At 65.3% G+C, this 26,168-nt stretch carries 25 protein-coding genes; 14 read left to right on the top strand and 11 right to left on the bottom strand.

Annotation, left to right across the window (positions count from 1 at the left end):
- Window positions 1–86: 86 nt before the first annotated feature.
- Both AC1DFE_RS13405 and AC1DFE_RS13400 read right to left on the bottom strand, forming a co-directional pair.
- On the bottom strand, window positions 87–965 hold the full coding sequence (locus AC1DFE_RS13405; RefSeq protein WP_476906367.1) for a 2-hydroxy-3-oxopropionate reductase: 879 nt from the start codon (window positions 963–965) through the stop codon (window positions 87–89).
- A gap of 64 nt (window positions 966–1,029) precedes the next feature.
- Window positions 1,030–1,830 (bottom strand): hydroxypyruvate isomerase family protein, encoded by an 801-nt coding sequence (locus AC1DFE_RS13400; protein WP_476906366.1) that lies wholly within the window; start codon window positions 1,828–1,830, stop codon window positions 1,030–1,032.
- Window positions 1,831–2,035: 205 nt separating this feature from the next.
- On the opposite strand from AC1DFE_RS13400, the gene AC1DFE_RS13395 reads away from it, so the two are divergent.
- Complete coding sequence (locus AC1DFE_RS13395) at window positions 2,036–2,170, top strand: hypothetical protein (protein WP_476906365.1); 135 nt, start codon at window positions 2,036–2,038, stop codon at window positions 2,168–2,170.
- Between the two features lie 89 nt (window positions 2,171–2,259).
- Here AC1DFE_RS13395 and AC1DFE_RS13390 read toward each other — a convergent pair whose 3' ends face one another.
- Both AC1DFE_RS13390 and AC1DFE_RS13385 read right to left on the bottom strand, forming a co-directional pair.
- Window positions 2,260–2,673 (bottom strand): SRPBCC family protein, encoded by a 414-nt coding sequence (locus AC1DFE_RS13390; RefSeq protein ID WP_476906364.1) that lies wholly within the window; start codon window positions 2,671–2,673, stop codon window positions 2,260–2,262.
- Entirely contained in the window at window positions 2,670–2,984 is a 315-nt protein-coding gene (locus tag AC1DFE_RS13385) for an ArsR/SmtB family transcription factor (protein ID WP_476906363.1), read from the bottom strand. The genes AC1DFE_RS13390 and AC1DFE_RS13385 overlap by 4 nt, the downstream gene beginning before the upstream one ends.
- Window positions 2,985–3,287: 303 nt before the next feature.
- On the opposite strand from AC1DFE_RS13385, the gene AC1DFE_RS13380 reads away from it, so the two are divergent.
- Window positions 3,288–3,494 carry a hypothetical protein gene (locus tag AC1DFE_RS13380; protein WP_476906362.1) on the top strand — a complete coding sequence of 69 codons (207 nt, stop codon included), beginning with the start codon at window positions 3,288–3,290 and terminating at the stop codon, window positions 3,492–3,494.
- A gap of 218 nt (window positions 3,495–3,712) precedes the next feature.
- Here AC1DFE_RS13380 and AC1DFE_RS13375 read toward each other — a convergent pair whose 3' ends face one another.
- The 4 genes from AC1DFE_RS13375 to AC1DFE_RS13360 all read right to left on the bottom strand — a co-directional run bounded on the left by AC1DFE_RS13375 (window position 3,713) and on the right by AC1DFE_RS13360 (window position 7,384).
- Window positions 3,713–4,672: an SRPBCC family protein gene (locus AC1DFE_RS13375; RefSeq protein WP_476906361.1), complete on the bottom strand. Its 960-nt coding sequence runs from the start codon at window positions 4,670–4,672 to the stop codon at window positions 3,713–3,715.
- A 651-nt stretch (window positions 4,673–5,323) separates the two neighbouring features.
- Window positions 5,324–6,172, bottom strand: coding sequence for a PhzF family phenazine biosynthesis protein (locus AC1DFE_RS13370; RefSeq protein WP_476906360.1), 849 nt, complete (start codon window positions 6,170–6,172; stop codon window positions 5,324–5,326).
- 184 nt (window positions 6,173–6,356) lie between these two features.
- Window positions 6,357–6,875 (bottom strand): YbaK/EbsC family protein, encoded by a 519-nt coding sequence (locus AC1DFE_RS13365; RefSeq protein ID WP_476906359.1) that lies wholly within the window; start codon window positions 6,873–6,875, stop codon window positions 6,357–6,359.
- Window positions 6,872–7,384 carry a hypothetical protein gene (locus tag AC1DFE_RS13360; protein ID WP_476906358.1) on the bottom strand — a complete coding sequence of 171 codons (513 nt, stop codon included), beginning with the start codon at window positions 7,382–7,384 and terminating at the stop codon, window positions 6,872–6,874. Before AC1DFE_RS13360 ends, AC1DFE_RS13365 begins: the two co-directional genes overlap by 4 nt.
- Window positions 7,385–7,545: 161 nt before the next feature.
- Between AC1DFE_RS13360 and AC1DFE_RS13355 the strand changes: the two genes are divergently transcribed.
- The 6 genes from AC1DFE_RS13355 to AC1DFE_RS13330 all read left to right on the top strand — a co-directional run bounded on the left by AC1DFE_RS13355 (window position 7,546) and on the right by AC1DFE_RS13330 (window position 14,862).
- Window positions 7,546–9,315 (top strand): ABC transporter ATP-binding protein, encoded by a 1,770-nt coding sequence (locus AC1DFE_RS13355; protein ID WP_476906357.1) that lies wholly within the window; start codon window positions 7,546–7,548, stop codon window positions 9,313–9,315.
- On the top strand, window positions 9,312–11,393 hold the full coding sequence (locus tag AC1DFE_RS13350; RefSeq protein ID WP_476906356.1) for an ABC transporter ATP-binding protein: 2,082 nt from the start codon (window positions 9,312–9,314) through the stop codon (window positions 11,391–11,393). The genes AC1DFE_RS13355 and AC1DFE_RS13350 overlap by 4 nt, the downstream gene beginning before the upstream one ends.
- A gap of 546 nt (window positions 11,394–11,939) precedes the next feature.
- The gene (locus AC1DFE_RS13345; RefSeq protein WP_476906355.1) at window positions 11,940–12,443 is read left to right on the top strand and encodes a site-specific integrase; all 504 of its coding nucleotides are present in this window, start codon (window positions 11,940–11,942) and stop codon (window positions 12,441–12,443) included.
- Window positions 12,443–12,919 (top strand): tyrosine-type recombinase/integrase, encoded by a 477-nt coding sequence (locus AC1DFE_RS13340; RefSeq protein ID WP_476906354.1) that lies wholly within the window; start codon window positions 12,443–12,445, stop codon window positions 12,917–12,919. The genes AC1DFE_RS13345 and AC1DFE_RS13340 overlap by 1 nt, the downstream gene beginning before the upstream one ends.
- Window positions 12,916–13,848, top strand: coding sequence for a tyrosine-type recombinase/integrase (locus tag AC1DFE_RS13335; RefSeq protein ID WP_476906353.1), 933 nt, complete (start codon window positions 12,916–12,918; stop codon window positions 13,846–13,848). Before AC1DFE_RS13340 ends, AC1DFE_RS13335 begins: the two co-directional genes overlap by 4 nt.
- A gap of 474 nt (window positions 13,849–14,322) precedes the next feature.
- Window positions 14,323–14,862: a tyrosine-type recombinase/integrase gene (locus AC1DFE_RS13330; protein WP_476906352.1), complete on the top strand. Its 540-nt coding sequence runs from the start codon at window positions 14,323–14,325 to the stop codon at window positions 14,860–14,862.
- 1,027 nt (window positions 14,863–15,889) lie between these two features.
- Here the strand turns inward: AC1DFE_RS13330 and AC1DFE_RS13325 are convergent.
- The 3 genes from AC1DFE_RS13325 to AC1DFE_RS13315 all read right to left on the bottom strand — a co-directional run bounded on the left by AC1DFE_RS13325 (window position 15,890) and on the right by AC1DFE_RS13315 (window position 18,543).
- Window positions 15,890–16,399, bottom strand: a complete 510-nt coding sequence (locus tag AC1DFE_RS13325) for a DUF6036 family nucleotidyltransferase (protein WP_476906351.1) — start codon at window positions 16,397–16,399, stop codon at window positions 15,890–15,892.
- Window positions 16,400–16,447: 48 nt separating this feature from the next.
- Window positions 16,448–16,993: a hypothetical protein gene (locus AC1DFE_RS13320; RefSeq protein ID WP_476906350.1), complete on the bottom strand. Its 546-nt coding sequence runs from the start codon at window positions 16,991–16,993 to the stop codon at window positions 16,448–16,450.
- 440 nt (window positions 16,994–17,433) lie between these two features.
- Window positions 17,434–18,543, bottom strand: coding sequence for a LacI family DNA-binding transcriptional regulator (locus tag AC1DFE_RS13315; RefSeq protein ID WP_476906349.1), 1,110 nt, complete (start codon window positions 18,541–18,543; stop codon window positions 17,434–17,436).
- 319 nt (window positions 18,544–18,862) lie between these two features.
- Between AC1DFE_RS13315 and AC1DFE_RS13310 the strand changes: the two genes are divergently transcribed.
- The 6 genes from AC1DFE_RS13310 to AC1DFE_RS13285 all read left to right on the top strand — a co-directional run bounded on the left by AC1DFE_RS13310 (window position 18,863) and on the right by AC1DFE_RS13285 (window position 26,157).
- Complete coding sequence (locus AC1DFE_RS13310; RefSeq protein ID WP_476906348.1) at window positions 18,863–19,954, top strand: sugar ABC transporter substrate-binding protein; 1,092 nt, start codon at window positions 18,863–18,865, stop codon at window positions 19,952–19,954.
- Window positions 19,955–20,025: 71 nt separating this feature from the next.
- The gene (locus AC1DFE_RS13305; RefSeq protein WP_476906347.1) at window positions 20,026–21,603 is read left to right on the top strand and encodes a sugar ABC transporter ATP-binding protein; all 1,578 of its coding nucleotides are present in this window, start codon (window positions 20,026–20,028) and stop codon (window positions 21,601–21,603) included.
- Window positions 21,604–21,641: 38 nt separating this feature from the next.
- Window positions 21,642–22,700 carry an ABC transporter permease gene (locus tag AC1DFE_RS13300; RefSeq protein ID WP_476906346.1) on the top strand — a complete coding sequence of 353 codons (1,059 nt, stop codon included), beginning with the start codon at window positions 21,642–21,644 and terminating at the stop codon, window positions 22,698–22,700.
- Window positions 22,701–22,758: 58 nt separating this feature from the next.
- Window positions 22,759–23,709, top strand: coding sequence for an aldo/keto reductase (locus AC1DFE_RS13295; RefSeq protein WP_476906345.1), 951 nt, complete (start codon window positions 22,759–22,761; stop codon window positions 23,707–23,709).
- 45 nt (window positions 23,710–23,754) lie between these two features.
- The gene (locus AC1DFE_RS13290) at window positions 23,755–25,407 is read left to right on the top strand and encodes a GMC family oxidoreductase (protein ID WP_476906344.1); all 1,653 of its coding nucleotides are present in this window, start codon (window positions 23,755–23,757) and stop codon (window positions 25,405–25,407) included.
- 36 nt (window positions 25,408–25,443) lie between these two features.
- A complete protein-coding gene (locus AC1DFE_RS13285; protein WP_476906343.1) occupies window positions 25,444–26,157 on the top strand; it encodes a gluconate 2-dehydrogenase subunit 3 family protein in 714 nt (237 codons plus the stop codon).
- Window positions 26,158–26,168 lie beyond the last annotated feature (11 nt).

The raw sequence follows: 26,168 nt of genomic DNA, 5'->3' as shown, positions 1-26,168 counted from the left end.
CCAGATAATGGCCGCTAAAGGTCCCTTTAGGGCCGATTATCTGGACAAAAACTCCGGGTGAGGTGGGCTGTTACTCCCGGCCTGGCTTACTCCCGGCCGCTGAGCTGGAGGACCTGCTTGAAGAGTCCGGAGTGGTCCAGGCCGCCGTCGCCCTGGTTGACGGTGGCGGCGACGAGCTGGGCGACGACGGCGCCGAGCGGGATGGAGACGTTGGCTTCGCGGGCGGCGGAGGTGACGATGCCCAGGTCCTTGTGGTGCAGGGCGAGGCGGAAGCCGGGGTCGAAGTTGCGGTCGAGCATCTTCTGGCCCTTCTGGTCGAGGACCTTGGAGCCGGCCAGGCCGCCGCCGAGGACCTTGAGGGCGGCGTCGGTGTCCACGCCGTAGGCCTCGAGGAAGGCGATGGCCTCGCCGAGGACCTCGATGTTGACGGCGACGATTAGCTGGTTCGCAGCCTTGACGGTCTGGCCGGAGCCGGAGGGGCCGACGTGGACGATGGTCTTGCCGACGGCGTTCAGGACGTCCTGGCCTGCCGCGAAGTCGGCCTTGTCGCCGCCGACCATGATGGACAGGACGGCGTCAATGGCGCCCTGTTCGCCGCCGGAGACCGGTGCGTCGAGCGGGCGGATGCCTGCTGCTGTTGCTTCGTCCGAGAGGCGCTTGGCGACGTCGGGGCGGATGCTGGATGCGTCGATCCAGAGGGTTCCCTTCTTCGCGTTGGCGAAGACACCGTCCGGGCCGGTGACAACGCCCTCGACGTCGGGGGAGTCGGGAACCATGGTGATGACGACGTCGGCGTCCTTGACCGCGTCGGCGATGCTGGAGGCGCCCTTACCGCCTTCGGAGACGAGCTTGTCGATCTTGTCCTGGCTGCGGTTGAAGCCGGTGACGGTGTGGCCGGCCTTGACGAGGTTGATGGCCATGGGCAGGCCCATGATTCCGAGTCCGATGACTGCAACGTTGCTCATGATGGTTCTCTTTCTGAAGTCTTTTTGGTGGTGCCGTGGTTCCAGGCGTGGGAGCGGGAGGGGATTAGCCGGCGGCGTGTTCGCGGATCGCCCAGCTGAAGGCGGTTTCCTGCGGTTCCTTGTATTCGAGGCCGATGTAGCCGTCGTAGCCGAGTTCGCGGCTGCGGGCGATCCACTCGCCGAGGGGAAGCTCTCCGGTTCCGGGAGCCCCGCGGCCGGGGTTGTCGGCAATCTGGATGTGGCCGAAGGCCTTGGCGTGATTCTCGATGACCGCGGCGACGTCGTCCCCGTTGACGGCCAGGTGGTAGAAGTCCGCGAGCAGCTTGATGTTCTGGGCGCCGGATTCCGCCTTGACCCGGGCGATCACGTCGAGCGCATCCCGGGCCTTGAGGAGCGGGTAGCGCGGGGCTCCGCTGACCGGCTCGAGGAGGACGGTGCCGCCGATCCGGGCCACGCCTTCGGCAGCGGCGGCCAGGTTCCCGGCGGCCAGTTCGTCCTGCTCCTCCGGGCTGAAGTCCTCCTGGCGATTGCCGTAGAGGGCGTTGAAGGCCTTGCAGCCGAGGCGCTCGCCGATGCCGGCAACGACGTCGATGTTGTCCTTGAACTCGGAGCAGCGTCCCTTCCAGGACACCAGGCCGCGGTCACCGCCCGGCATGTTGCCGGCGTTGAAGTTCAGGCCGGAGAGCTGGACGCCGGCGTCGGTGATGGCGCGCTCGAAAGCCGTGGTCTCGGCGTCGGAAGGGACTGAGCTCTCGAAGGGCCACCAGAACTCGACGGCGTCAAAGCCCGCCGCCTTCGCAGCTGCGGGGCGCTCGAGCAGGGGCAGCTCCGTCAGGAGGATGGAGCAGTTCACTGTGTACGTCATCGTAGGTCCTTCCGGGGAGGGGCTTTTGATCTATCTTCCTGCTTGGCCGGCTCTTCTGCGGTTTCCGCTTTGTGGAATTTAGATTCTGCTTTATGAAAAGTGTAGGGAACGGATGGCAGAGGAGTCAAGAGGGGGGGCGGTTAGGGTGAAAGGACGACGCCGTTAGACCATCGAGCGAGGAGAAGCCGTGGCCGCAGGATTCCGCATGACCGATGACGACAGGGTTGGGCCCGACGCGAGCCTGGCTGAAGACCTGCTTGAGTTGAGTTTGCTGACCGTGGAGGACCGCGGGCTGGGCGCCGTCGACTGGGCCGAGGGCGACCATCCGCTCGACAGGTAGCAGAAATCCGCGCGTGGAAATGCGGGAAGGGCCGGCACCCGAGGTGCCGGCCCTTCCTGATATTTGCAGTCCGCTTTCGCGCTGAAGCCTTACGGCCGCGCCGCGTCGACCAGGACGCCGTCGATACGGGAAAGCACCCCGGGCCAGCCGTTGCCCATGCCCAGGAAGGCCTCCTCGCCCATTGGGGTGTCGAGGCGGAAGCCAGCGTGCTCGAGGTGCAGGATAGTTCCGTCCTCGACGGTCTCAAGCGTCCATGTGATGGTGGTGTCCAGGGTGCCTTCGGCGAAGAGGAACTTGATCGAGGTGCCGGGATCGGCGTTGAGGATTTCGCACTGCTGCTGACCCCAGGCACCCATGTCCAGTGTGAAGCGGTGCCCAACGGTGGGGGCGACGTCACCGGGTGCCCACCAGCGGGCGAGCAGCTCCGGAGTCGTGAGCGCCTTCCACACTGCCTCCGGCGGGTGGGGGAAGTGGCGCGTGAGGCGGATCTTATTGTCGGTCATGAAGGGTTCTCCTCGTCCAGTAAGTTGCCCAGCGCGTCGAGGCGCTGGTTCCAGTAGTGCTCGTAATGCTTTAGCCAGCCGCCCACCTCGGCCAGGCCGGCGGCCTGAAGGTGGTACACCCGGTGCCGCCCGCGCCGCTCTTCCCTGACGAGTCCGGCCTCGCGGAGCACGGCGAGGTGTTCCGACGCTGCGGAGCGGCTCTGCTCGAGCAGTCCGGTGAGGTCACCCGCTGTCCGCGGCCCGTTCCGGAGCTCGTCGAGAATGGTGCGCCGTGCCGGGTTGGCCAGGGCGCCGAAGATGTCGGGAAGCACGCCTGCAGGATATGTCGGATATATCCGAAATGAAAGTGCCGCCGGGCGGGGTGAGCAGCAACCGGTGCGGGTGGCTGTTCGGCGTTCCGATGGCAAGAAGCGCAAAAAACCACTGTCTGACGGGGCCCCGGGCCCGTAAAATAGAGGTGGGGCCGACGGCAAGAGCCCCGGAGAGCGATCCTTACGAGCCCGGGGCGCCTTCCCAAACGCCGCCGGCCCTTACGAGTGCCAACAGCGCATGCCACCAGGTTCCGATCCGGTCACGGCTCTTCCCGCAAGATCACGGCCATGTGACCATGGGGCATGAGCGAAGAACTTATGGCGGCGGCACCCTCCGGCGGTGGCGCTCCCCGTAATCGAACGGCCGGAATGATCCACCCCGAAGGCTCCGAGGCAACACGGAAAATGCGCGAGCAGGCCAAACGGCGCCGGGAAGCAGAAGCAAAACTGCAGCTGCACCTCACGGAAACCCGCAACAAATCAGCAGGAACACCGGACCCTGCACTGTAGTGCACAGCACTCTGACGGCACCGCCCGGAACTCCGCAAAACAGCAATCACGGCGGCACCATTCCGGTGCCGCCAGCGTGCCGCCAGCGTGCCGCCAGCGTGCCGCCAGCGTGCCGCCGTCTCGCCAGTTAACCGTCTAGCCAATCAGCTGTCCGGCCAATTACGTCCGACGGCGGCACCAGCATTCTCGGCGCTGGGCCGTGTCAGCGCCGGCTCGCGTTAGTGCTGGCCGGAGGTGCCGCCCAGGGGCGGGATGGTGCCCGGGGCGCGGTCCGCGCTTTCGGCCCGGTCTGCGGCGCTTCGCGTGTCGCTTGCTATGGTCTCGTCCGAGTCGCCTTCGTCGTCAATCAGGCCGTTGGTCTGGTCAAAGGGATGGGCGACGGTCTCGTCCGTCAGCGCCGAGCCGGTGCCAGCCGCGGTTCCACCGCCAACAGCTTCGCCGGGTACGGTGTCCGCCGCGGTTCCGCCGGCGAAGCCCGGGACGTCCGTGGTATCGGTAACGACAGTGGTTTCGGTGTATTCAGGAACCACCGGGGTGACGGTTTCGTCGACGACATACACAGTGTCGGCGTCCTTGTCCTTGCCGCTCGCGGCAACTGCCGCTGCCGCGCCTGCTGCCGCGGCAACTCCGGCCGCCGCCGCCATCTTGCCGGAGACGCCTGCCTTGCCGCTGTCGCCGAGCGACCCGGCCGCATGCTCAACGCCCGGCGTGCCCACCGAGCCGCCTTCATTCACCGAGCCCCGCCAGGCGCCGCTGGCGTAGCCTTCGTCCTCGATGAACGCCTTGAACTTTTTGAGGTCGGCCTCGGCCTGGTGCTCCACGACATGGAGCTTGTCGCCGATCTTCTCCACGAGCCCTTCGGGTTCGTAGTCGATGAACAGCTTGATGGAGGTCTGTCCGCCGCCCACGTCTTCGAACTCCACCGAGCCGGCGTTGGTGGCGCCCTCGGTGGCGGCCCAGGCAACCTTTTGGTCCGGCTTCTGTTCGAGGATCCGCGCCTCCCACTTGCGCTTCACGCCCGCGATCTCGGCCACCCATTCGAGGCGGTCGTCGCTGAGCTGGGTCACTTTCTTGACGCCGCCCATGAAGTGCGGAAAGTCTTCGAACTGGGTCCACTGGTTGTATGCCGTGCTGACCGGCACGTTCACCAGAATGCGCTTCTCAACCCTCGTGCTCATAGTGTCTCCTTCGTCGAAGTGAACAGATGATGGTCCGGGATTCCGAAGTCATCAGCATGCTTACTATATCGTCGACGGCGGGGCGTGGCCAGAGCAGGTGACGCCCGGAGCGAGGTGATGAGGGGAAAAGGGGAAGCCTCTGCGCGAATCAAAGGACTCCAGCGCAGAGGCTTCCAGCGCTCCGATTTGGGGGGAAAGAGGAGAGCTGGGACTAATGTACAGCCGGATGGACTCCAGGGAACGCGCATTTGGCCGTTTCGGGAATTCTTGACTAAACCTTGAGTAGTTGTAGTGAATCGGCGGCGCTGGTCAGCCCGGCGAGCACATCGGCCGGCGGCCCGCCGGCGTCGATCCTTACCATGTCCGTGTACTCCGGCAGTGCCCACACCCCAAGACGGACGACGGCGAGCCCCGCCGGATCTTGTAGGGATCCTGCCGGAAAGTTGCGCCATTCTTGAGCCTTGCGGGGGACAGTATTGCGCAGGGGCCGTGCAGAAGCGCCGCGGCCCCCACAAAACACCAGGCACAAAGATCACCCCACACGGATCACCCAGACAGACCTTGGACTGGGACGGGCAGGCGCAATGGGGCACCGGCCCGTCCTTGGCACGTTCGTGGAATTAGCGGCGGGCAGTTGAGGGGCAGCTGGAATCACAGGAAGACGCTGCCCCGGATGACTGTGCGGCTGGCGCCGCCCACCCAGATGCTGTCGCCTTCGGTGGTGATGGTCAGCCGGCCGCCGCGGCCCAGGGCAGTGCCTTGGCTGACGGTGTAGTTGCCCTCGGCCACGCCTGAGCCGATGAGCCATTGCGCGAGGCCGGCGTTCAGGCTTCCGGTGACCGGGTCCTCGGGGATGTCCAGGCCGGGAACGAAGCCGCGCACCTCGAAGTCCGCCGGGCCGCCGTCCCCGTAGGCGCCGATGACGCCCACGTTCAGCCGTCCCATGGCCACGAAGTCCGGCGTCAGGTCGAGCACCTGCCGGGCAGAGGCCAGCCGGATGCCGAGCCAGCCCGGTCCGTTGTCCACCCAGTTGCTGTCCAGGACCTGCTCGGGCGTGATGCCCAGGCTGGCGATGGCCCGCTCCAGCACCTCGGGTTCCACGGGACCGGAACGGCGGAGCGGCGGGGCCTCGAAGAACTGTTCGCCGGCGGTCTGACTGATTTTGACGAGCCCCACCTCGCATTCCTGTACGAGTTCGCCCGGGCGCTGCGGCTGGCCGCCGATCTCCAGCCATGCATGCGCGGAGCCGAGCGTGGGGTGGCCGGCGAAGGGAAGCTCGGACGCCGGCGTGAAGATCCGCAGCCGGTAATCCGCTTCCGGTTGTGTCGGCTTCAGCAGGAACGTGGTTTCGGAGAGGTTGGTCCAGTTCGCGAAGCTCTGCATCTGTTCGGCGGACAGGCCGTCGGCGTTATGGACGACGGCGACCGGGTTGCCGGGCTTGGGCCCGGGGGCAAAAACGTCGACCTGCGAAAAGGGATATTCGTTCACGGTGGCGGCCATGCTGTTCTTTCTCTGGAAAGTCGACTTCGAATGCTCCTGCGGAGTCCCTAACCACGGTAGGTATCCGGACGCACCGGGCACCAGAGCCAATTCAGGAAAGTGGCCTGCCGGGAAAATGGCCTGCCCGCGCGCCCGCCTTGCCCGGACGCCGCCGGGAACGCCTCAGGCAGCAGGCGCCACAGCCTCAGTCGCCCGGCACTTCCACCGGTTCGCGCGGCGTGGCGAGCCCGTCCACCACCTCCACGCCCGGCAGCTTGAGGAGTTCGGCGGGGTCGAGGACGATCTTGCTGGACCTGTTGCCGCCGCCCATGACCACCCGGGGCACGTCCATCACGGCGCGGTCCACGTAGACGGGCAGCCCTTCGATGCCGGGCACGGTGACTCCGCCCACCAGCATGCCGGTCAGCGCGGTGGTGGTGCTGGCGTCGGCGAAGGAGGCCCGCTTGACCTCGAGCAGGGACCGGACGGAACGGTTCACGTCCAGCCGGGTGGTGCCGAGGACCACGCACACCGCATACCGGGCGGGCTCCACCTTCTTCGAGGCGACCAGGATGGTGTTGGCCGCCTGCTCAAGGCTGAAGCCGTAGTGGGCGCAGAACTCCGCCGTGTCCGCCAGCTCCGGCGAACATTCGAGGACCTCGTGGGTCACGCCGTGGACGGCCAGGGCCTCGGCCACCGCGGGCAGCAGGAGCGTGTCAGTCACAGGAGTCCTCCCTTGAGGGCACCGTCTTTGAGGGCTGTGTCTTTGACGGCGGGATCCGGACCAGCATCGGCAGGAACCGGATAGGCGCCCACGTTCCGGCGCAGGAGGAAGAACCGGTTGGAGGCGGGCAGCCACATCAGCGTGGCGCCTGCCAGCGTCAGGACCAGGCCGGCCAGGATCAGGGCTGTCAGGTCGACGGGTGCGCCGAGCGCCGACAGGGCTGCGGCGACGGTCAAAAGAAGGCGGGCCCAGCGCGCGCCGTACATCAAATGCTGCGCGGCCAGTACCTGCAGGGCGGTGAGCGGGACGGCGAACGCCACGAGATAGGGCACCGCCCAGTCCGGGATGGACTGGCCAAAGTCGATTCCGGCCACCTCCAGGATGACGGGCATCATACCGGCCACCACGGCGCTGGCTACCCAGCAGGCTGCCGCGAGCCGGACAGCCTGCGGTATGTTTCCTGGCCCAATGTTTCCGGACTCGCGAAAGCCCAGCTGCTGATCGCTCAATGAAGTCCCCATTCTTCAATTTGCGGTGTTCAATTTGCGGTGCTCATTTTGCGGTGTTTCCGGATTACCGGCGACGGCCTCAGCTTACAGTCTGTCTTAAGCCGCTGGACGTACACTGGCCTTCCCATCACTTCGAGGACCCGCAGCGAGGGTGCACCTGCATGCTTTGGAAGCTTCTTGTCCGGTACCTGCAGCCGCAACAGCGGTTGCTGATCGCCGTCGTCGTTTTTCAGCTGGCGCAGTCCATTGCGTCCCTGTATCTCCCCACGCTGAACGCGGACATCATTGACCTGGGTGTGGCCACGGGGGACACCGGCTACATCCTGCGTGTCGGCAGCTTGATGCTGCTCATCACCCTGCTCCAGATTTCGTGCGCGGTGACGGCCGTGTACTTCGGGGCCAAGGCGGCGATGGGCATGGGCCGGGACCTGCGCGGGGCGATCTTCACCCGGGTGGGTGGTTTCTCGGAACAGGAGGTCACCCGGTTCGGCCCGGCCAGCCTCATCACGCGGTCCACGAACGACGTCCAGCAGGTCCAGCAGTTGGTGCTGATGTCCGCCACGCTGATGGTGGCGGCGCCCATGCTCAGCATCGGCGGCGTGGTGATGGCCGTCCGGCAGGATGCCCAGCTGTCATGGCTGATCGCGGTGAGCGTGCCGGCGCTGCTGCTCGGCGTTGGGCTGATCGTGAGCCGGATGGTGCCGCTGTTCCGCCTGATGCAGCTGCGGATCGATGCCGTCAACAGGGTGCTGCGCGAGCAGCTTGCGGGCATCCGGGTGGTGCGGGCGTTCGTGCGCGAGGACCTGGAAACCGAGCGGTTCGCGGGCGCCAACGCGGATGTCACGGACACGGCGCTGCGTGCCGGGCGGCTGATGGCGCTCGCCTTTCCCGTGGTGATGCTGGTGCTGAACGTGTCCAGCGTGGCGGTGATCTGGTTCGGGTCGTTCCGGATCGAGGACGGTTCCATGCAGGTGGGCACGCTGGTTGCGTTCCTCAGCTACCTGCTGCAGATCCTGATGTCCGTGATGATGGCCACCTTCATGGCCGTGATGATCCCGCGTGCGGCCGTCTCGGCGGACCGGATCGGAGAGGTGCTGGAGACGGAGTCGTCCGTGCGTCCTCCGGTGAACCCGGTGATGTTTGCCGACGACGATTCCCGCAGCACCGGCACCGGCACCGGGACCGCCCCCGGTGAGCTGCAAATGCGCGACGTCGGATTCGCCTACCCGGGTGCCGAGCGGCCGGTCCTCAGCGGCGTCAGCTTTACCGCCGCCGCGGGCAGGACGACCGCGGTGATCGGCAGCACGGGCTCGGGGAAAACGACTCTGGTGAACCTCATGCCGCGGCTCTTCGACGCCACGTCCGGCGCCGTACTGATGGGCGGCGTGGACGTGCGGGAGCTGCACCCGGATCTGCTGTGGGGGCACATCGGCCTGGTGCCGCAGCGGCCGTACCTGTTTTCCGGAACCGTGCGCAGCAACCTGCTGTACGGCAAGCCGGATGCCACCGAGGAGGAACTGTGGCACGCACTGGCCACCGCCCAGGCCGCGGACTTCGTGCGCCAGATGGAGGGCGGCCTGGAGGCTCCCATCTCACAGGGCGGCACCAACGTCTCCGGCGGGCAGCGGCAGCGGCTGGCGATCGCCAGGGCGCTGGTGAAACGGCCCGAGCTGTACATTTTTGACGACTCGTTTTCCTCGCTGGACACCGCCACGGACGCCCGGCTCCGGCAGGCGCTGCGGCGGGACACTGCCGGGGCCACGCTGGTGATCATCGCGCAGCGCGTCTCCAGCATCGTTGACGCGGACCAGATTTTAGTGCTCGACGGCGGCAGGATCGTCGGGCGCGGAACGCACGGGGAGCTTTTGGAGACGTCGGAGACGTACCGCGAAATCGTGTCCTCGCAGCTGGCGGCGGAGGAGGCGGCATGAGCACCTCAAGCCGCGCCCGCGGCACTGGTACCGCCCCCGGAGCCGACGCCCCTGGAGCCGGCGCCCCTGGAGCCGGGGCCCACGGAACCGGCGCTGCCCCGGGAACCCAGCGGGCCGACGTCGTACGCATTCCCCGGCCCACGGGAGGGCCGGGACGCGGCGGACCGTTTGCCGGGATGAGTGTTCCGGCGGAGAAGGCAATGAATTTCGGGCCGTCGGCCCGGCGGCTGCTGGGGGAGCTGCGTCCCGAGCGGGCGTGGCTGGCGCTGGTACTGGCTCTCGCCGTCGTAAGCGTGGCGTTTTCGGTGACCGGGCCGCGGCTGCTGGGCGAGGGCACCAACCTGATCTTCGCCGGAGTTGTGTCCAAAAACCTGCCGGCCGGGGCGAGCAAGGAGCAGGTGATCGCCGGGCTGCGGGCATCCGGCAAGGATGCGCAGGCGGACATGCTCGGGGCGATGACCCTGACGCCGGGGGCGGGGATCGACTTCGCGGCGCTGGCGAATGTGCTGCTGTGGGCGCTGGCGCTGTATGTGCTGGCGTCAGCGTTCGGGTGGATCCAGGCGTACGTGCTCAACGGCGTGGTGCAGCGGACCGTGTACCGGCTGCGCGAGCGGATCGAGGCGAAGATCCACCGGCTGCCGCTGCGGTACTTCGACTCCATTCAGCGCGGCGAGCTGCTCAGCCGCGTGACGAACGACGTGGACAATATCTCGCAGAGCCTGCAGCAGTCGATCAGCCAGGCGGTCACGTCGCTGCTCACGGTGCTGGGCGTGCTGGTGATGATGTTCCTGCTCTCGCCGGTGCTCGCGCTGATTGCGCTGGTGACGGTGCCGCTGACGCTGGTGACCACGGCGCTGATCGCCAAGCGCTCGCAGAAGCTGTTCGTGGCGCAGTGGAAGCACACGGGGGAGCTGAACGGGCAGATTGAGGAGACGTACACGGGGCACGCGCTGGTGAAGGTGTTTGGCCGGCAGCGGGAGGTGGAGGAGCGGTTCCGGCAGAAGAACGCGGAGCTGTTCGAAGCGAGTTTTGGGGCGCAGTTCATTTCTGGCCTGATCATGCCTGCGCTGACGTTCATCGGGAACCTGGTGTACGTGGGGGTCGCGGTGGTTGGCGCGCTGCAGGTGGCGTCCGGCGCCATGCAGCTGGGCGACGTGCAGGCGTTCATCCAGTACTCGCGGCAGTTCACGCAGCCCTTGGCGCAGCTGGGGTCCATGGCCAACCTGCTGCAGTCCGGGGTGGCGTCCGCCGAACGGGTGTTCGAGCTGCTGGATACGGAGGAGCAGTCGGCGGATCCGGTGCCTGGTTTTACGGACCGTTCGTTTGACGGCGGGCGGGGCCGGCTGGTGTTCGAGAACGTCTCGTTCTCCTATTCACCCGACAAGCCGCTGATTACGGACCTCAGCCTCGTGGCGGAACCGGGGCAGACCGTGGCGATCGTAGGACCTACCGGGGCCGGCAAGACCACCCTGGTGAATTTGATGATGCGGTTCTACGAGCTGGATGCCGGGCGGATAACGCTCGACGGCGTGGACGTCACCTCTGTCCCCCGGCGCGAGCTGCGCTCGCGGATGGGCATGGTGCTGCAGGATACGTGGCTGTTCGGCGGGACCATCCGGGACAACATCGCGTACGGACGGCCCTCGGCGTCGGAGGCCGAGATCGTGGAAGCGGCGCAGGCGACCTACGTGGACCGCTTCGTGCGCGCCTTGCCGGAAGGGTACGACACTGTGCTCGAGGACGAGGGCTCCAATGTGTCGGCCGGCGAGAAGCAGCTGCTGACGATTGCGCGGGCGTTCCTGTCGCGGCCGTCGGTGTTGATCCTTGACGAGGCGACGAGTTCGGTGGATACCCGGACGGAGCTGCTGGTGCAGAAGGCGATGAGCGCGCTGCGGAGCGACCGGACGAGCTTCGTGATCGCGCACCGCCTCTCCACGATCCGCGATGCCGACCTCATCCTGGTGATGGAGGCCGGGCGGATCGTGGAGCAGGGCACGCACGCTTCTCTTTTGGCTGCCGGTGGGGCGTATGCGCGGCTGTACGAGGCGCAGTTCGCGGCGCCCGCGGCCGAGGTCTAATTCGCCCGCTGAGCGCGAACGGAGACTTCTGATCCCCTGGTTCGGGGCCTCAGGTGTCTGTTCGCTGCAAGGGCCATGCTGGAAGGGTGTTCGTTGCTCGCAACTGCTGCCACGGCTTCGTGCAGACCTGGCGGGCCCGGCTCCTCGTGTGCCGGTGTAGCTCTTGGGGCACCCTCAGCGGTTATGCCGAGGTCGCGGTTATGCCGATAGATGTGGCGGCGGATTGCGGCTTGGCGGCGTGGGGCGCGCGAAGTTCGGCATAACGAAAAGGCCGAACGTGGAGTGATACTTCTTTCTCCATTGTCTGGAGAGGAGCAGTGTCATGGCAGGTCCGCGCAGGGCCACAGTGTCTGGTCCGCTTGGTGGGTATGTGGAGGGCTTTGTATCGGAGCTCGTCCAGCTCGGGTATTCGCCGCCCAGTTTCGAGGCGCAACTCCGGTTATTGAGGTTCCTGTCGGGGTGGCTGGCGGCGGAGGGGCTGTCAGCTGAGGAGTTGACGGTTGCAGTGGCCGGGCGCTTTCTTGATGAGCGCCGCAGAGTCGGAAGATGCGGTCGGAGCGGGCGCTAGCGCCGCTACTGGGGTACCTTCGGCGGCTGCGTGTGGCACCTGCGCCAGAGCCGGTTGCGCCCGGATCCCCGGCAGAGGTGCTGCTGGCGGGATTCACTAATTACCTGTTGGTGGAGCGCGGGTTGGCGCCGCGCACGGTGGCTGGCTACGTGGGCCATGTTAGGCCTTTCCTCGCCACGTTCCCTGGCCCTGACAGCTGGCAAGGGCTCACCGCAAGGCAAGTAGATGGGTTCGTGACCCGGTGGGCGGTTGGGCGCCCTATGGCGTCGGTGAAGGGGCGGGCGAAGGCGCTGCGGGCATTGCTTCGTTGGATGTGGCTGGAGGGGACGATCTCAGCGCCTCTGGCTGAGGCGGTTGGTTCGTTCGCGCCGGAGAGAGGGACACGGCCACCCAGGGCATTGGCCGCTGCCGAAGTGGCCGCCCTGAGGATGGCGGTGAGCGAGGGAGCAGATCGCGTTCGGAACGAGGCGATGGTGCCTTGATGCTGGGGATGGGTTTGCGCGCCGGGGAGATCGCGGGACTGCTCCTGGAAGACATCGACTGGCGGGCCGGCCTCGTTCGAGTCCATGGCGAAGCCGACCGCGTTGATGTGCTCCCTCTGCCGCCTGACGTGGGCGCGGCCGTGGCCGCGTATGTGGTGGAGGAACGCCCGTCTGTCGCGGGAAGTCGCCAGGTGTTCTTGAGATCGCCCGCTCCGCACGCTGGTCTGTCGGTTCCCGGCGTTTCACTCATGGTGACGGCGGCGTTGCGCCGAGGCGGGGTCACTGGCCCAGGTGCCGCGCATAGATTGCGCCACACCGCCGCCTGCGGAGTACTCGCAGCAGGTGGCGGCCTGATCGAGGCGAGCCAGCTGCTGCGGCATTCACAGGTGGGTTCCGCCGGCATTTATGCCAAGGCGGACCTTCCGGCCCTGGGGACTTTGGCCCGTCCATGGCCAACAGCGGAGGAGAGGCAATGAGCATTGATCTGACTGCAGCCGCCGAAGCATGGCTGGCTGAGCGCCACGCCCGCGGCTACCTGATGAGGGATCAGCGCTGGCTGATCGCAGGCTTCCTCCACGGTCTGGTCCTGCAGGGGATCAACAAGATCACCACTGCCGATGCCCTGGCCTACGCCTACCAGCCGCGAACCAGCACTCAACGGTGGCAGGCGGCCCGACTGCGAGCCGTCGCCGGGCTGGCCGCCTACGTGCACGACGTTGATCCGGAGGCCGCCGAACTGATCCCTCCCGGGCTGATCCGTTCCCGAACTACGCGTCGGCTGCCTTATCTCTACTCTGCTGAGCAGGTCAGCCGTCTGATGGTGGCTGCAACCACAGTGCTCACTCCGCAGCTGTTCGGGCTCAGCGTTCGCACGCTGATCGGCCTGCTGGCGGTGACCGGAATGCGCAGCGGCGAGGCCTTTGCGCTTAACGTCGAGGACCTTGATGCCGACCAGGCGCTGTTGATGGTAACCGGCAAGTACGACCACCAGCGGTTGATTCCGTTGCATCCCACATCCCTTGCCGCCCTCCGGACCTACCAGGCGCAGCGGCCACACAAGGTGGCCAAACCGGGGCGCCCGCTGCTGTTCGGCCCCCAGGGCGGTCGGCTGAACCAGGACAAAGCCCGAGCCGCTTTCGCCCGCCTGGTCAGGGAGTGTCAACTGCCGGACAGGGCTGGCTGCGGGTCTCCCCGCCCGCACGACCTGCGCCACAGCTTCGCAGTCAACACCCTCATCGACGCCCACCATCAAGGTGCTAATGTCGACGCCCGGCTGGCTACTCTCGCTACCTTCCTCGGCCAAGCCCAGCCTGCCAACACTTACTGGTATCTCACTGCCAGCCCCGAACTAATGGCTGTCGTCGCCCGACGGGCGGCGGGCCCTGAAAGGAGGGCCCTGCCATGACCGCACTGGCACCTACCCTCGAATCGTTCTTCACCGGCTTCCTGCTCGCTCAGCGTGCTGCCAGTCCTCACACCGTCGCGGCTTACCGTGACACGCTGCGTCTGTTCTTGGTTTAAGTCCATGACCACAAAGGGATCGCACCCAGTGACCTGGATTTCTCAGTGCTCGACGCTCCTCTAGTCGGCGAGTTCCTCGCCGCCCTCGAACAGCAGCGACACAACAGTGTCCGGACCCGCAATGCCCGCCTGGCTGTCATCCACTCGTTGTTTCGCCATGCAGCGCTGCGCCACCCCGAGCATGCCTCCCAGATCGCGCGGGTCCTGGCCATCCCCGCGAAGAACACCCGCCGGGGCGTCATCTCCTGGCTCACCGACCCCGAGGTCGAGTCACTGCTCGCCAGCCCCGACCAGAAAACCTGGACAGGCCGACGGGACCACCTGCTGATGCCGACGGGACCACCTGCTGATAAGGATCATGATCACCACCGGAATGCGCGTCGGGGAGACGACCGGCCTCACCAGAGGTGACGTTTACCTCGGCAAGCCCGGCGCCCACATCGCTTGCCACGGCAAAGGCCGCAAAGACCGCGCGACCCCCATCGATGTCCTCACAGCCACCACCTTGAAGAACTGGCTGGCTGAAACGCCGGGCCCAGTCACGAGGGCCCTGTTCTGTCCGCGTGGCACCGCCAGGAAGATGTCAACCGATGCAGTGGCCCAAAGAATCACCCTCCACGCATCCCGAGCAGCGAGCACCTGCCCGACGATCGCCGCCAAGAACGTCACACCACACGTGCTGCGCCACACCTGCGCCATGCGGATGCTCGCTGTCGGAATAGACTCCACAACCATTGCGCTGTGGCTCGGCCACGAGTCGCCGGCGTCGACGAATGCCTACCTCCACGCCGACCTCGATCTCAAACAGCGAGCTCTAGACCGCACCGCCCCGCCGCGGGGCAAACCCGGACGTTACCAGCCAACCGAGAAGCTGCTCGCCTTCCTCGAAGCCCTCTAACACCAGCCACTTATGCCGAACTTTCCTCTCGCGCGCCCACGGGGCCAACAGCAATCAGGGGACAACATCGGCATAACCGCGACCTCGGCATAACCGCTGGAGGTGCGCCAAAAGCGACACTGCCTGCCCGGCTCGGTCCGCCCCAGCTACGCGGATCTCGGCTGGAGAATCCAGTCTTTACAGCCCAGGAAACGCTCATTTATAGCCCGCGGGGTGCCTGTGGACGGCACAGGTTCGAAAATCGTGCCACCTTTCGGACTCGAGGACCCCAACCGAGAGATAGCTGGCAAGCAGGATCTTCTATTTACACTCTCGAATTTGGCTAGATGACGGGGGAGTAGCTGTGAGGTGTCGCTGGAGGACCGTCATACGCGACTGAAGCAGCCTTAGCCTGGCCTATCAGGATGTGGACGCATAAAGGGTCATACAGCAGCGGTGAAGTCCCGGACGCGAGAGCTCTAAAGCGGATGAGGCCTGGCTTCTCAAACGCCGATATCAGGCCTTCCGTCAACCTGGAGCGGTGCGAGGAACGAAGATGTTGACCCTGCAGATTGGCTATCCGGTCCGGGACTACGAGGCATGGAAGAAAGTCTTCGACACCGACCCCGCAGGCCGGGCCGCCTCAGGCGCCCGGTCTGTCCGCGTGTTCCGGGATGCAGAGGACCAGAACAGCGTGGCCGTGCTCCTGGACTTCGACTCTAAGGATGCTGCGAGCGGCTTTCTGGAAAAGCTGCGCAGCCAGGTGTGGGATAAGCCGGATGTGATCGGGCAGCTGATGAGGCATCGCCGACAGCCAAAATTCTGGAAGAGGTGGCCCGCGAAGGCCAGGCCGCGGGCTGACCCAGCTTCAAAAAGGGGCGGCCTGCGCCGCTCATCGAATGCAATATCAACCGAAGTTGCTGGTGGACCGGTGTATTCGGAACCTGCGAATGCCACTGCTTCAATTGCTTGTATTACACTGCCCGCCGCAGCGCCGACTACCGGCGTTCTCGGCTTGGACGAGGCTGTCTACGGCTGCATTAGTCGATCAAAACGGGCGGGCAGTTGCCCACGCTATCGATCGTTGCCGCCGATACTCCAGGACTTCGAGGTCCTGATCGCTTTCGACCGATGCCAGGTTGATGGAGGCCAGCCGTTGCGCCAGGACGGTCGGGTCGATAAGGCGTGCCTCTATCAGGGCTTCGACAAACTCGAAGTCCTTCTCCCGGTGCGCCATGAGCTTTGCCGCGCATAAGTCGTGGGGTTCCAGGCAAAGCCCTGTGGCGTTGTTTGTGGCTTCGTTGCGCACTCCGACCAGACGGTATTCCCAGTCCGGAGGCAGAATTGCCGTTCTCTTGCCGACGCCTTCGATGTAGAAGCCGTAAGTGGTGTGGAACTCTGACCATTCGCCCGCGTCAAAGCTGAGCTGATCGCTCAAGGCGTCTGCGTCTTCGTCCCGCATTGGAGCGATGTCCACTTCGGGGGACATGGTGGCCGCTGCCGGGAGTTGATCCTCGGTGTAGGAGCCCAGGATCGACTGGCTGCCGATGATGATCACCTGGTCACCTGAACGATTTGGGTCGCGGCACGGATGGCGTGTTCGAGTTCAGCCCTTCGCAAGCAATTGCGCTTTCTTCATCGCGACAAGCCTGTCCTCAGGGCTCAAAGCGCCTGCAAAGGGGCTGATCTGGCGAAGGTCGCTGCCTTCTTCGGTATCGGCGAGCATGGCCCTTTCCAGTTCGTCATCGGGTAGCTGGAGAAGTTCTTCCCACCGGTCCAGCCAACGTTCAGCGACGGCGGCACGCGGGGTGTGGCGCAGGCGTTCAAGGTTCGTCCGCGCCAGGCTGCGCAACCGCAAAGGTTCCTCATGTAGGCGCATCCCCAGAATGACGTGCAGCTCGTAAGGGAACCGTTGCTCACGGCGGCCGACAGGATGCCGGCCTTTTGCTGCACGAAGGGCATCCTGAATCACCGCGGGACTGCTTCCCACCCGCTGCGCAATGGCCCGCACTGAAAGCCCCGAGGCGTGGAGGCCGAGAATGCATTCCTGCCGGCGCCGGGCGTAGCTCAGCATCCGCTGCCGGGCCTCTTCCGTCTCGGCGGCCAAGTCCCTGGCTTCAGCAGCTAGCTGCTCAATGACGCCGTCTTCCATTTCTGTATGGTACCCCCATACAGATGCTCTGCCAAAGGCGGGTGGGCCAGAAAGGGGCCCGGCCGATCCATATGCACGCTGATCCTGTTGAGGTATACCCCGCCCTAGAAAAAGCCGGGTGGGGGTAGGGCAAAAGCGACACTGCCTCGCATGCCCAGGCTTACTCGAATAAACCGTGTCGGCTAACGAATGCACTCTTTACCGGCCCCGAACACGCATTCATAGGCCGCAGGTTGCCTGTAAACGCCAGGTCTGGTGAAACCTTGGCCCCTGCGGTTACGCGGAACTCCATCGGGGAGATGGTCGAAGATCGTGGTCCTCTATTCACCTGCTCGAAATCGGCGCCGTGACAGGGGAGTAGCCGTGAGATGTCGCGTTGGAGGACCGTCATACGCGACTGAGTCACCACGCCGGGCCACGATGCCTCCGTTCATGAGGACCTACAGTTCATTTGGCGCCGGCCGCTTTCGGGGAGCGGCCGTGCTTTGGCGGATCACGAGTCGGGAGGGGACGAGAGTTACGCCCGGCTCGGTGGTGTTGGTGCGGATTTGCTGGAGGACGTTGTCGACGCATTCGTTGCCGACGTCGGAGAAGTTCTGGTGGATCGTGGTCAGCGGGGGTGCGAAGGAGGAGGCTTCGGGGACATCGTCGAAGCCGACCAGGCTGATGTCTTCGGGGACGGATTTCCCTTTTTCCCGCAGGGCCCGGAGTACGCCGAGGGCCATGTGGTCGTTGGCGGCGAAAACGGCGGTGCAGCCCGGTTCGTCAGCGAGCCGGAGCCCTGCTGCATAGCCGGAGTCCGCTGACCAGTCGCCGCGGAGCACCGGCGGTACGGGCCTGCCGGCGGCGGTGAGGGTGGTGCGCCACGCGGTGGCGCGGCGTTTGCTGGCAAAGGACTCCTCGGGGCCGGTGACGTGCCAGACGGTCTCGTGGCCCAAATCCAGGAGGTGCTTGACTGCCTTGTGGGCGCCGTCGGCCTGGTCGGTGTCCACCACGCTGTAGCCGTCACCGGCGTCCGAGTCGACGACGACGACCTTCACTCCCGGGGGCAGCGTAACTGTCGCTGCCTCGAGGAGGTGGACCTCCATGATGGCGATCACCGCGTCGACGGCGAGTTCACCCAGGCGGGAGAACGCGCCCTGGATGCTGGCCTGTGTCGGGGCGGTGACCGGGATCAGCGTGATGGCGAAGTCTTGCCGGGCTGCGTGCAGGGCAATGGCCTCCAGGGTGCGCATGTTGCCAAGTGAGGACAGCGAGAACGTGATCACCCCGATGGTCCTAAAACTGCCGCGCCTCAGTGCCCGTGCCGCACTGTTGGGCCGGTACCCCAGCTCATTCATCGCAGCAATGACGTGCCGCCTGGTGGCAGCGCGCACGTCAGGGCTCCCGTTCGCCACCCGGGACACAGTCTGCGTCGAGACTCCCGCCAGCACCGCGACGTCCACCATCGACACAGGATTAGTGGCCGTCTCCGCAGGTTTGGCAACCGCATTTTTCAGTCCGGCGTCCGGTCGGGACCGGCCGCGTGACCCCGAGTCGGGACTTTCCAATCGACCTCGTTGCTCCCGGGGCCGGTTCTCGTCAAGATCCGAGCACATCTGTCCTACCTAGTTTGCCGCGAGCCGTTTAGATGGCACTCGCTAGAAGAAAAGTCAGTTGAGTTAGCGATAAATCAGCACCCTTACTAGTGCAACCGATCATAGAATGCCCGCCTTCTCCTTCATTCTCCGCGGTTTCCAGCGGAAATACCAGCACGCATCAAAACTTCAGAAAATTTCCTGCGGCTCTTGATAGTGCGCTAACTCAGCGTGTAAGTTGGGCCACATAGCCCCAGAGGCGGGGCGCTCACTGACACAAGGGAGTGTTTTCATGCAGAGAACTACAACTGGATTGCGTCCGAGCAAGAGGCTGGCCATGGCGGCCCTGTGCACGTCGATTTTGACGGTCGCAACGCTGGGGCTGGCGGGATGCAAGAGCGGCAGCGTGGCGGCGGACGGGGGTGAAAAGGCTTCAGGCAAGGGATTGGTTATCGGCTGGAGCCAGCGCGGCATCAGCGGCAGCGACTGGTGGAAGACCCTGGTCGAGGGCGGCCAGGCCGAGGCCGGCAAGGTCGGGGCGCGCTTGGAACTGCTGGACGCCAACGGCGACACTGTACGGCAAAACGCCGACGTGCAGACTCTCATTACCAAGGGCGTGGACGTCGTCGTCATGAATCCGAACGACCCGATTGGGGTCGGACCCTCGATCCAGGCGCTGAAAGACGCTGGTATACCGGTGGTGACAGTCAACTCAAGCATCGACAAGTCTTTGGTTCCCGACATGTTCTGCTACGTGGCTGAGGATCAGGAGCACACAGGCTCGCTCGCCGGCAAGGTAGCGGCAGAGCGGGCACTTGAGAAGTATGGCGACAAGGGGCCGGTCAAGATCGTCGGCATCGGTGGCTTCCCCGGAGATGTTCTTAGCGACCTACGTTTCAACGGCTTCATGGCCGGGTGGAACAGCGTCATGGACAAGCACCCCGGTGTCAAAACGGTGAAGCTGGACACCAAGTACGGCGAGTGGAAGCCCGACAAGGCGCTGGCCCCGATCCGTGACGTCGCTACCGCCAATCCCGACCTTAAGGTCGTCTACAGCATGAGCGATGTCATGCACGGCGGCATCGTCCAGGGTTTGCAGCAGGCCGGCCTCTGGGGTGACGGGATCATCATGGCCAGCTATGACGGTGGCATGGGAGCCATCAAGGAAATGGTGGACAACCCGAAGGGCCCCCTCCAGGCTGACGCGTCCAATCAGCCGTGGGACCAGGGAGCGGCCGCTGTCCGCATGGCAATCGCAGCCGTCAAGGGTGACCAGGCCCAGTGTCCGGACAAGACGAACTACATCGACACAACGGTGGTCACGCCCGCGGACGCGCCCAAGTACTACGTCCCCCAGGACACTTACGTCCGCGCCCACGGCTAAGGCCTCCCGGCTTTGACGAGCGGTCTGCAGCCAGCCAATTCTTCCCCTAAAGTCCTAGTTAAGGAACAGCTATGTCCGCCAGCAACCCGGCACCGGTAGCGTCAGCCTCCGGGACCGCAGGGCAATCACATCGAAATGCCCCGGAACTCGAACTCGACGGCATCACCAAGTCCTACCCGGGCGTAAAGGCTCTGAAAGGCGTCAGCTTCCGCGTCGCCCACGGGTCCATCCATGCGCTGGCAGGGCAGAACGGGGCCGGCAAGTCCACCCTCGTCAAGATTCTTTCCGGCGCCGAGTCCCCGGACTCAGGAAGCATTCGCCTTGGTGGCGAGCTCCAGCATTTCCGGGATCCGACGGACGCCCAGCGGGCTGGTATTCACACCATTTACCAGGAACTCTCCCTCGTGCCGTCCCTGTCCGTGGCCGAGAACATTTTCCTCGGCCAACTGCCCCTGCGCGGCGGTGCGGCCGTGGACTGGCAGCGGATGCAGGTACAGGCACGCAACGCCCTGGACCGGGTGGGCTTTGACCTGGACGTACGCCGTCCGGCCGGCAGCTACTCCACCGCAGAACAGCAGGCAGTGGAACTCGCCAAGGCCCTGCACAAGGACGCAAGGGTCCTCCTGTTGGACGAACCCACGTCGACCTTGCCCATGCCTGACGTGGAACGGCTCTTCACGGTCCTCCGGTCCCTGTCCGAGCAGGGCGTGACGCTCCTGTACATCTCCCATCGCATGGACGAACTCTTCTCGCTCTGTGATGCGGTAACCGTGCTGCGTGATGGGGTGAATGCCGCGGACTTGAAGACGGCGAACTCGAAGCCGGCGGACGTCGTAACGGCGATGGTCGGGAAGAGCCTCGAAGGGTCCATTGCGGACGCCGCGCTCCGCGGAGAACGCTCACCACGCCTCGGCCCCGGCGCCCGCGAACGCGTAATTCTCTCCGCTCGCGACCTCTCCGAGCAAGGATACGTGGACAAGGTGTCGTTCGAACTGCGCGAAGGCGAAGTCCTCGGCATCTCCGGGCTCATCGGCAGCGGCCAGTCCGAGCTCGCAGGCCTCATCGCCGGGGCACGGAAGCGGACCTCCGGCGAGATCAGCGTCGATGGGCAGACAGTAGACTTCCGCGCGCCGCGGGACGCGATCCGCCGCGGCATAGGCCTGCTGCCGCAGGACCGGAAGGCCGCAGGCTTCATCCCTGACATGGGTGTCGCCGGCAACATCACACTGGCCAGCCTGCCGCAGTTCAGCCGCCTGAGCGTGATCCAATCCAGGCGGGAGCGCAGCATCGCCACCGACATGATCGACCGCCTGGGAATGAAGGTCTCCGGCGTGACCCAGCCCTTGAAAACACTGAGCGGCGGAACCCAGCAGAAGGCCATCCTGGCCCGATGGCTCGTCCGTCAGTCACGCATCCTCGTATGCGACGAACCCACCCGCGGAGTGGACGTCGGAGCCAAGGAAGACATGTATGAGCTCATCCGCGAGTTCGCGCAGGCTGGAGGAACCGTCGTGGTCGCGAGCTCGGAGATCACGGAGGCGGTGATGTGCGACCGTGTCCTCGTCATGGCCCGCGGCCGTGTCGTCGCAGAACTCGACCACGACGAGATCGACCCCTCCGGCAACGCCATCCTCGAACGCTTCGCCTGACAGCGCCATCCACCAGATTTCTATCCAGGAGAACAACCATGTCCCGGACCCTGTCGCCTCTGCCCCAGCGCAGCGGCACCACGTCCTCATCGCCGAGCATCGCCTCGCGCCTGCGGAGCAGCGCCCTGCGCGCCCTACCCAAGAGCTATCTCATCCTGGTGCTCCTCGTGATCATCGCGGTGGGCTACTACGTCTCCGATGACTTTCTGACGTTCCGTAACGCAGAGAATGTCATCACCGCTGCATCGATCGTCGTCGTGCTCGCCATAGGCCAGTACTTCGTGATCCTGACCGGCGGTATCGATCTCTCCGTCGGGTCCATCCTCGCGATGTCCACGGTCCTCACCGCACTCACCCTGCAGGCCGGCATGCCCACAGGCGTGTCCGTGCTGTTCGTCCTGGCCAGCTGCGGGATCGCAGGCCTCGTAAACGGCATCCTCGTCGTGGGGCTGAACATCCCTCCGTTCATCGCGACACTGGCCATGATGAGTGCCGTGAAAGGCTTCAGCTACATCATCCAGTCAACGAGCCTCATCGAGATCCGGGACCAGTCGTTCATCCAGGCCTTCTCCCGCGGTACGTTCCTCGGGATGCGCAACCCGGTTTTGATCTTCATCATCGTGGCGGTCGTTGCGGCGCTCGTGGCCAAGTACACGACGTTCGGCCGCTCGCTGTACGCGATCGGCGGCAACCCTGAGGCCTCCCGGCTTTCCGGGCTGCCCGTCGCCCGGAACCTGATCATCACCTACACCATCTCCGGAGTGCTCGCGGGCCTGGCAGGCCTGGTCGCAGCGGCCCAGCTGCGGCAGGGAAGTTCCCTCATCGGCGTCGGCTATGAACTTGACGCCATCGCAGCCGTCGTCGTGGGCGGGGCCTCCCTCATGGGCGGCAAGGGCGACCCCCTGAACGCGGTGATCGGCGTGTTCATCCTGACGACCATCATCAACATCATGAACCTCGTCGGGATCTCCTCCGAGCCGCAGCTGGTGATTAAGGGCGCGGTGATCGTTCTCGCCGTTTTCCTGTCCAGCGCAGGTGGCGTCCAAAGGATCTCCGGCTTCTTCTCCAAACATTTCCGGCGTACCCAAGCTGCCTAAAACCCAGCCCGCTTAACCGCCCATCATCAACTCATTCAGCTTCAGAAAGCAGGAATACATGTCCATTCGTCCCTTCGGCCGCACCAGGCTCACTGTCTCCGATATCTGTGTCGGCACGAGTGCGCTCGGCAGCTTTCCCGCCCAATACGGCTACGAAGTCGATGAAGATACCGCCGTCGCCACGATCCACCGTGTCTTCGACGGACCCTTCACCTTCATCGACACGTCCAACGAGTACGGCGGAGGTGCCAGTGAAGAGCGGATTGGCCGGGCGATCGCCGAGCGCGGCGGCATCCCCGAGGGATACGTCGTCGCCACGAAGGTCGACCCGGTTCCCGGGAGCACCGATTTCTCCGGGGACCGGGTCCGCCGGTCCGTCGAGGAGAGCCTGGAACGCCTCGGCCTGGACCGGCTCCAGCTCGTCTACCTGCACGACCCCGAGAAGATCTCGTTCGAGGAGGGTGTGGCCAAGGGAGGCCCGCTCGAAGCCCTCATCGATCTCCGGGATCAGGGTGTTATCCAGTACCTGGGGGTCGCCGGGGGGCCGATCGATCTGGAGCTGCAGTACCTTGCCACAGACGCGTTCGACGCCGTTATCAGCCACAACCGTTACACCCTCGTGGAACAGACCGCCGAGCCGCTCCTCGAGGACGCAGCCCGGCGCGGGGTCGCCTTCGTCAATGCTGCGCCCTTCGGCGGCGGGATGCTTGTCAAGGGACCGCGGGCCGTCCCGCGGTACTGCTACGCGCCTGTCAACCAGGCGACGATCGACCGGGTCCTGCGCATGGAAGCGCTGTGCGGGCAGCACGGCGTCCCACTCGCCGCAGCCGCCCTGCAATTCTCCGTGCGCGACGAGCGCGTGGCGTCCACCATCGTTGGAATGTCCCGCCCGAACCGTGTCGAGGAGACCCTTCGTCTGCTAAACCATGACATCCCGCAGGAACTCTGGGACCAGCTCCTGCCACTTGCAAACGCGGGCCGGAACGGAATCGAAGCCGTGACAGTCTGACCCCGCCGGGGCGCGAAGCAGGAATTTACGAAAGGAAACGAAGCAATGACCAGGAAGAAGCAGCCTGAGCCGGTGGACGTCGTCATCGTCGGCGCAGGCGCCGGCGGGGCCACCGCGGCAAAGGTGCTGTCCGAGGCTGGCCTGAAGGTGGTGGGCCTCGAGCGAGGCCCATGGTTGAAGCCCGAGCACGCCTCGGGAGACGAGCTTAAGTTCCTCAACCGGAACTTCATCTGGCAGGACCCGAAGGTGAAACCACGGACTTACCGTCCGAACGACACGGTCGAGGCTGAGATCACCAACTTCTCTGCCACGCCGCAGGTGGTCGGCGGGGGCACGACCCACTGGGGTGGCATGGTGCCGCGCATGGCGGAGAGCGATTTCAAGTTGCGAAGCCTGCACGGCGACGTTCCGGGCGCGAGCCTGGTCGACTGGCCCATCTCCTATGACGAGCTGGAGCCGTACTACACGCGGGTCGAGTGGGAGTTCGGCACGTCGGGCCTGGCGGGGGCGAACAAGTGGGAGGCGTGGCGCAGCCGCGGCTACCCGACCAAGCCGTCACCGCTGAGCCAGATCGGCCGGACCTTCGCCACCGCGATGTCCAAGCTCGGCCACAGCACCTTCCCCATGCCCCAGGGCATGGTTACCGAACCCTACCGCGGCCGCCAACCGTTCAGCGAGAACGGCTTCTGGCAGCAGTACCCCGACCCGGGCAACGGCAAGTCCTCCACACTGATCAGCTTCATCCCGGACGCGGTCGCGACCGGGCGCTACGACCTCCGCTCCGACTCTTACGTCAGCGAGATCCTCGTCGGCAAGGACGGCCGCGCCACCGGTGTCCGCTACCAGGACGAAGACGGCGACGAGTTCGTCCAGCACGCGAAAGCCGTAATCGTCTGCGGCGGCGGCATCGAAACCCCCCGGCTTCTGCTCATGTCGAAGTCAGGGCTCTTCCCGGACGGCCTGGGCAACGGCAACGGCATGGTCGGCAAGAACGCCACCTTCCACCAGTACTCCTTCTCGGTCGGCTTGTTCGACCGTGAGGTCAGCGACCCTCTGTACGGGTGGGCGGGCCACTACATGAGCCTGTGTTCGTTCGACTTCTACGAAACGGACGAAAGCCGCGGCCACATTCTCGGATCGCTCATCTTCCCGTCGATGATCGGCCACCCGGTGAACTGGAGCTTCCCGGGCCGGCCCACCTGGGGCCACGCTGCCAAGGATGCAGACCGCGAGTTCTTCAACCACAGCATGAAGATCGGCGTCCTGCTGCACGATCTGCCGGTCGAGGACAACCGCGTCGACCTTGACCCGAACGTCAAGGACGCATGGGGCCTGCCGGTAGCCCGCATTACCCACACCCCCCACTCCAACGACTTCGCCCAGGAACGCTGGCAGGTCGCCAAAAACGGGGAAATCCTCGAGGCCGCCGGGGCGAAAAAGGTCATCCCGGTCAACATGGAGCGGATCACGGGCAACACCTCGCACGAACTGGGCACCGCACGGATGGGCAAAGACCCGGCAACGTCCGTCGTCGACCGCTGGTGCCGCACGCACGAGGTACCAAACCTCTATGTCTTCGACGCAAGTTTCTTCCCGACCGCGACCGGCATCAATCCGGCCCTGACGATCATGGCCAACGCCTGGCGGTGCTCGGACCGCATCCTCCAGGTCGACCGCCACGGCTGGTCAGAAAACTAATTCACACTTCACAGGACACGAAAGGACAGATGCCACATGGGACAGGCGGAATGGGCCACGGTGCCCATCTCAACGCGGGACGTCGACGGCCCCGTCTTCTTCACCGAACACGAGTGGAACACGATCGAGGCGGCAACGGCCCGGATCATCCCCACCGACCACCACCCGGGCGCGCGTGAGGCCAAGGTCGTGCGCTTCATCGACCGGATGCTGGCCGGAACACAGTTCATCTTCCCGGCTGCGGACGGCAACGGGTTCCTCCGCATGGAGGGCCGCGACGAGACCGCGTGGCAGGAGCGCATCAAGCAGCGCCGGGAGTTTTACCGCGAAGGCGTCGTGGAGTTGGACCGGCTGGCGAAAGAGCGTGCTGACGTCGAGTTCCTCGGGCTTTCGGAAGAGGACCAGGACGCGGTGCTCGAGACGCTTGCGGGCGCCACGAAACCGGCCGCTTTCTCGCTGGAGCACTCCGAAGCCGGGCTCGGGGGTGCGCCGGCAGGCAACCAGCCGGTCAACGAGGACTTTCTGGAGTTCTTCCCGCTGCTCGTACTGAACACCCGCCAGGGGTTTTACGGTGACCCGGTGTACGGCGGCAACGAGAACCGGGTCGGTTGGGGTGTCATCGGCTTTGACGGGCCCCCGTCGCTGGCGTCAACCATGGACGGCAGCTACACGACCCGTAAGTACATGGTGGAGGGGGCGGAGTGGCCGTACGATCAGCATCCCGAGGTGTTGCGGTACCGGCGCCCGTGACGGCCGGCGCA

The sequence above is a fragment of the Arthrobacter sp. 05T423 genome (genome assembly GCF_056396245.1).
The sequence above is the reverse complement of the archived record's forward strand: the minus strand, read 5'-3'. Positions and strand labels throughout refer to the sequence as shown.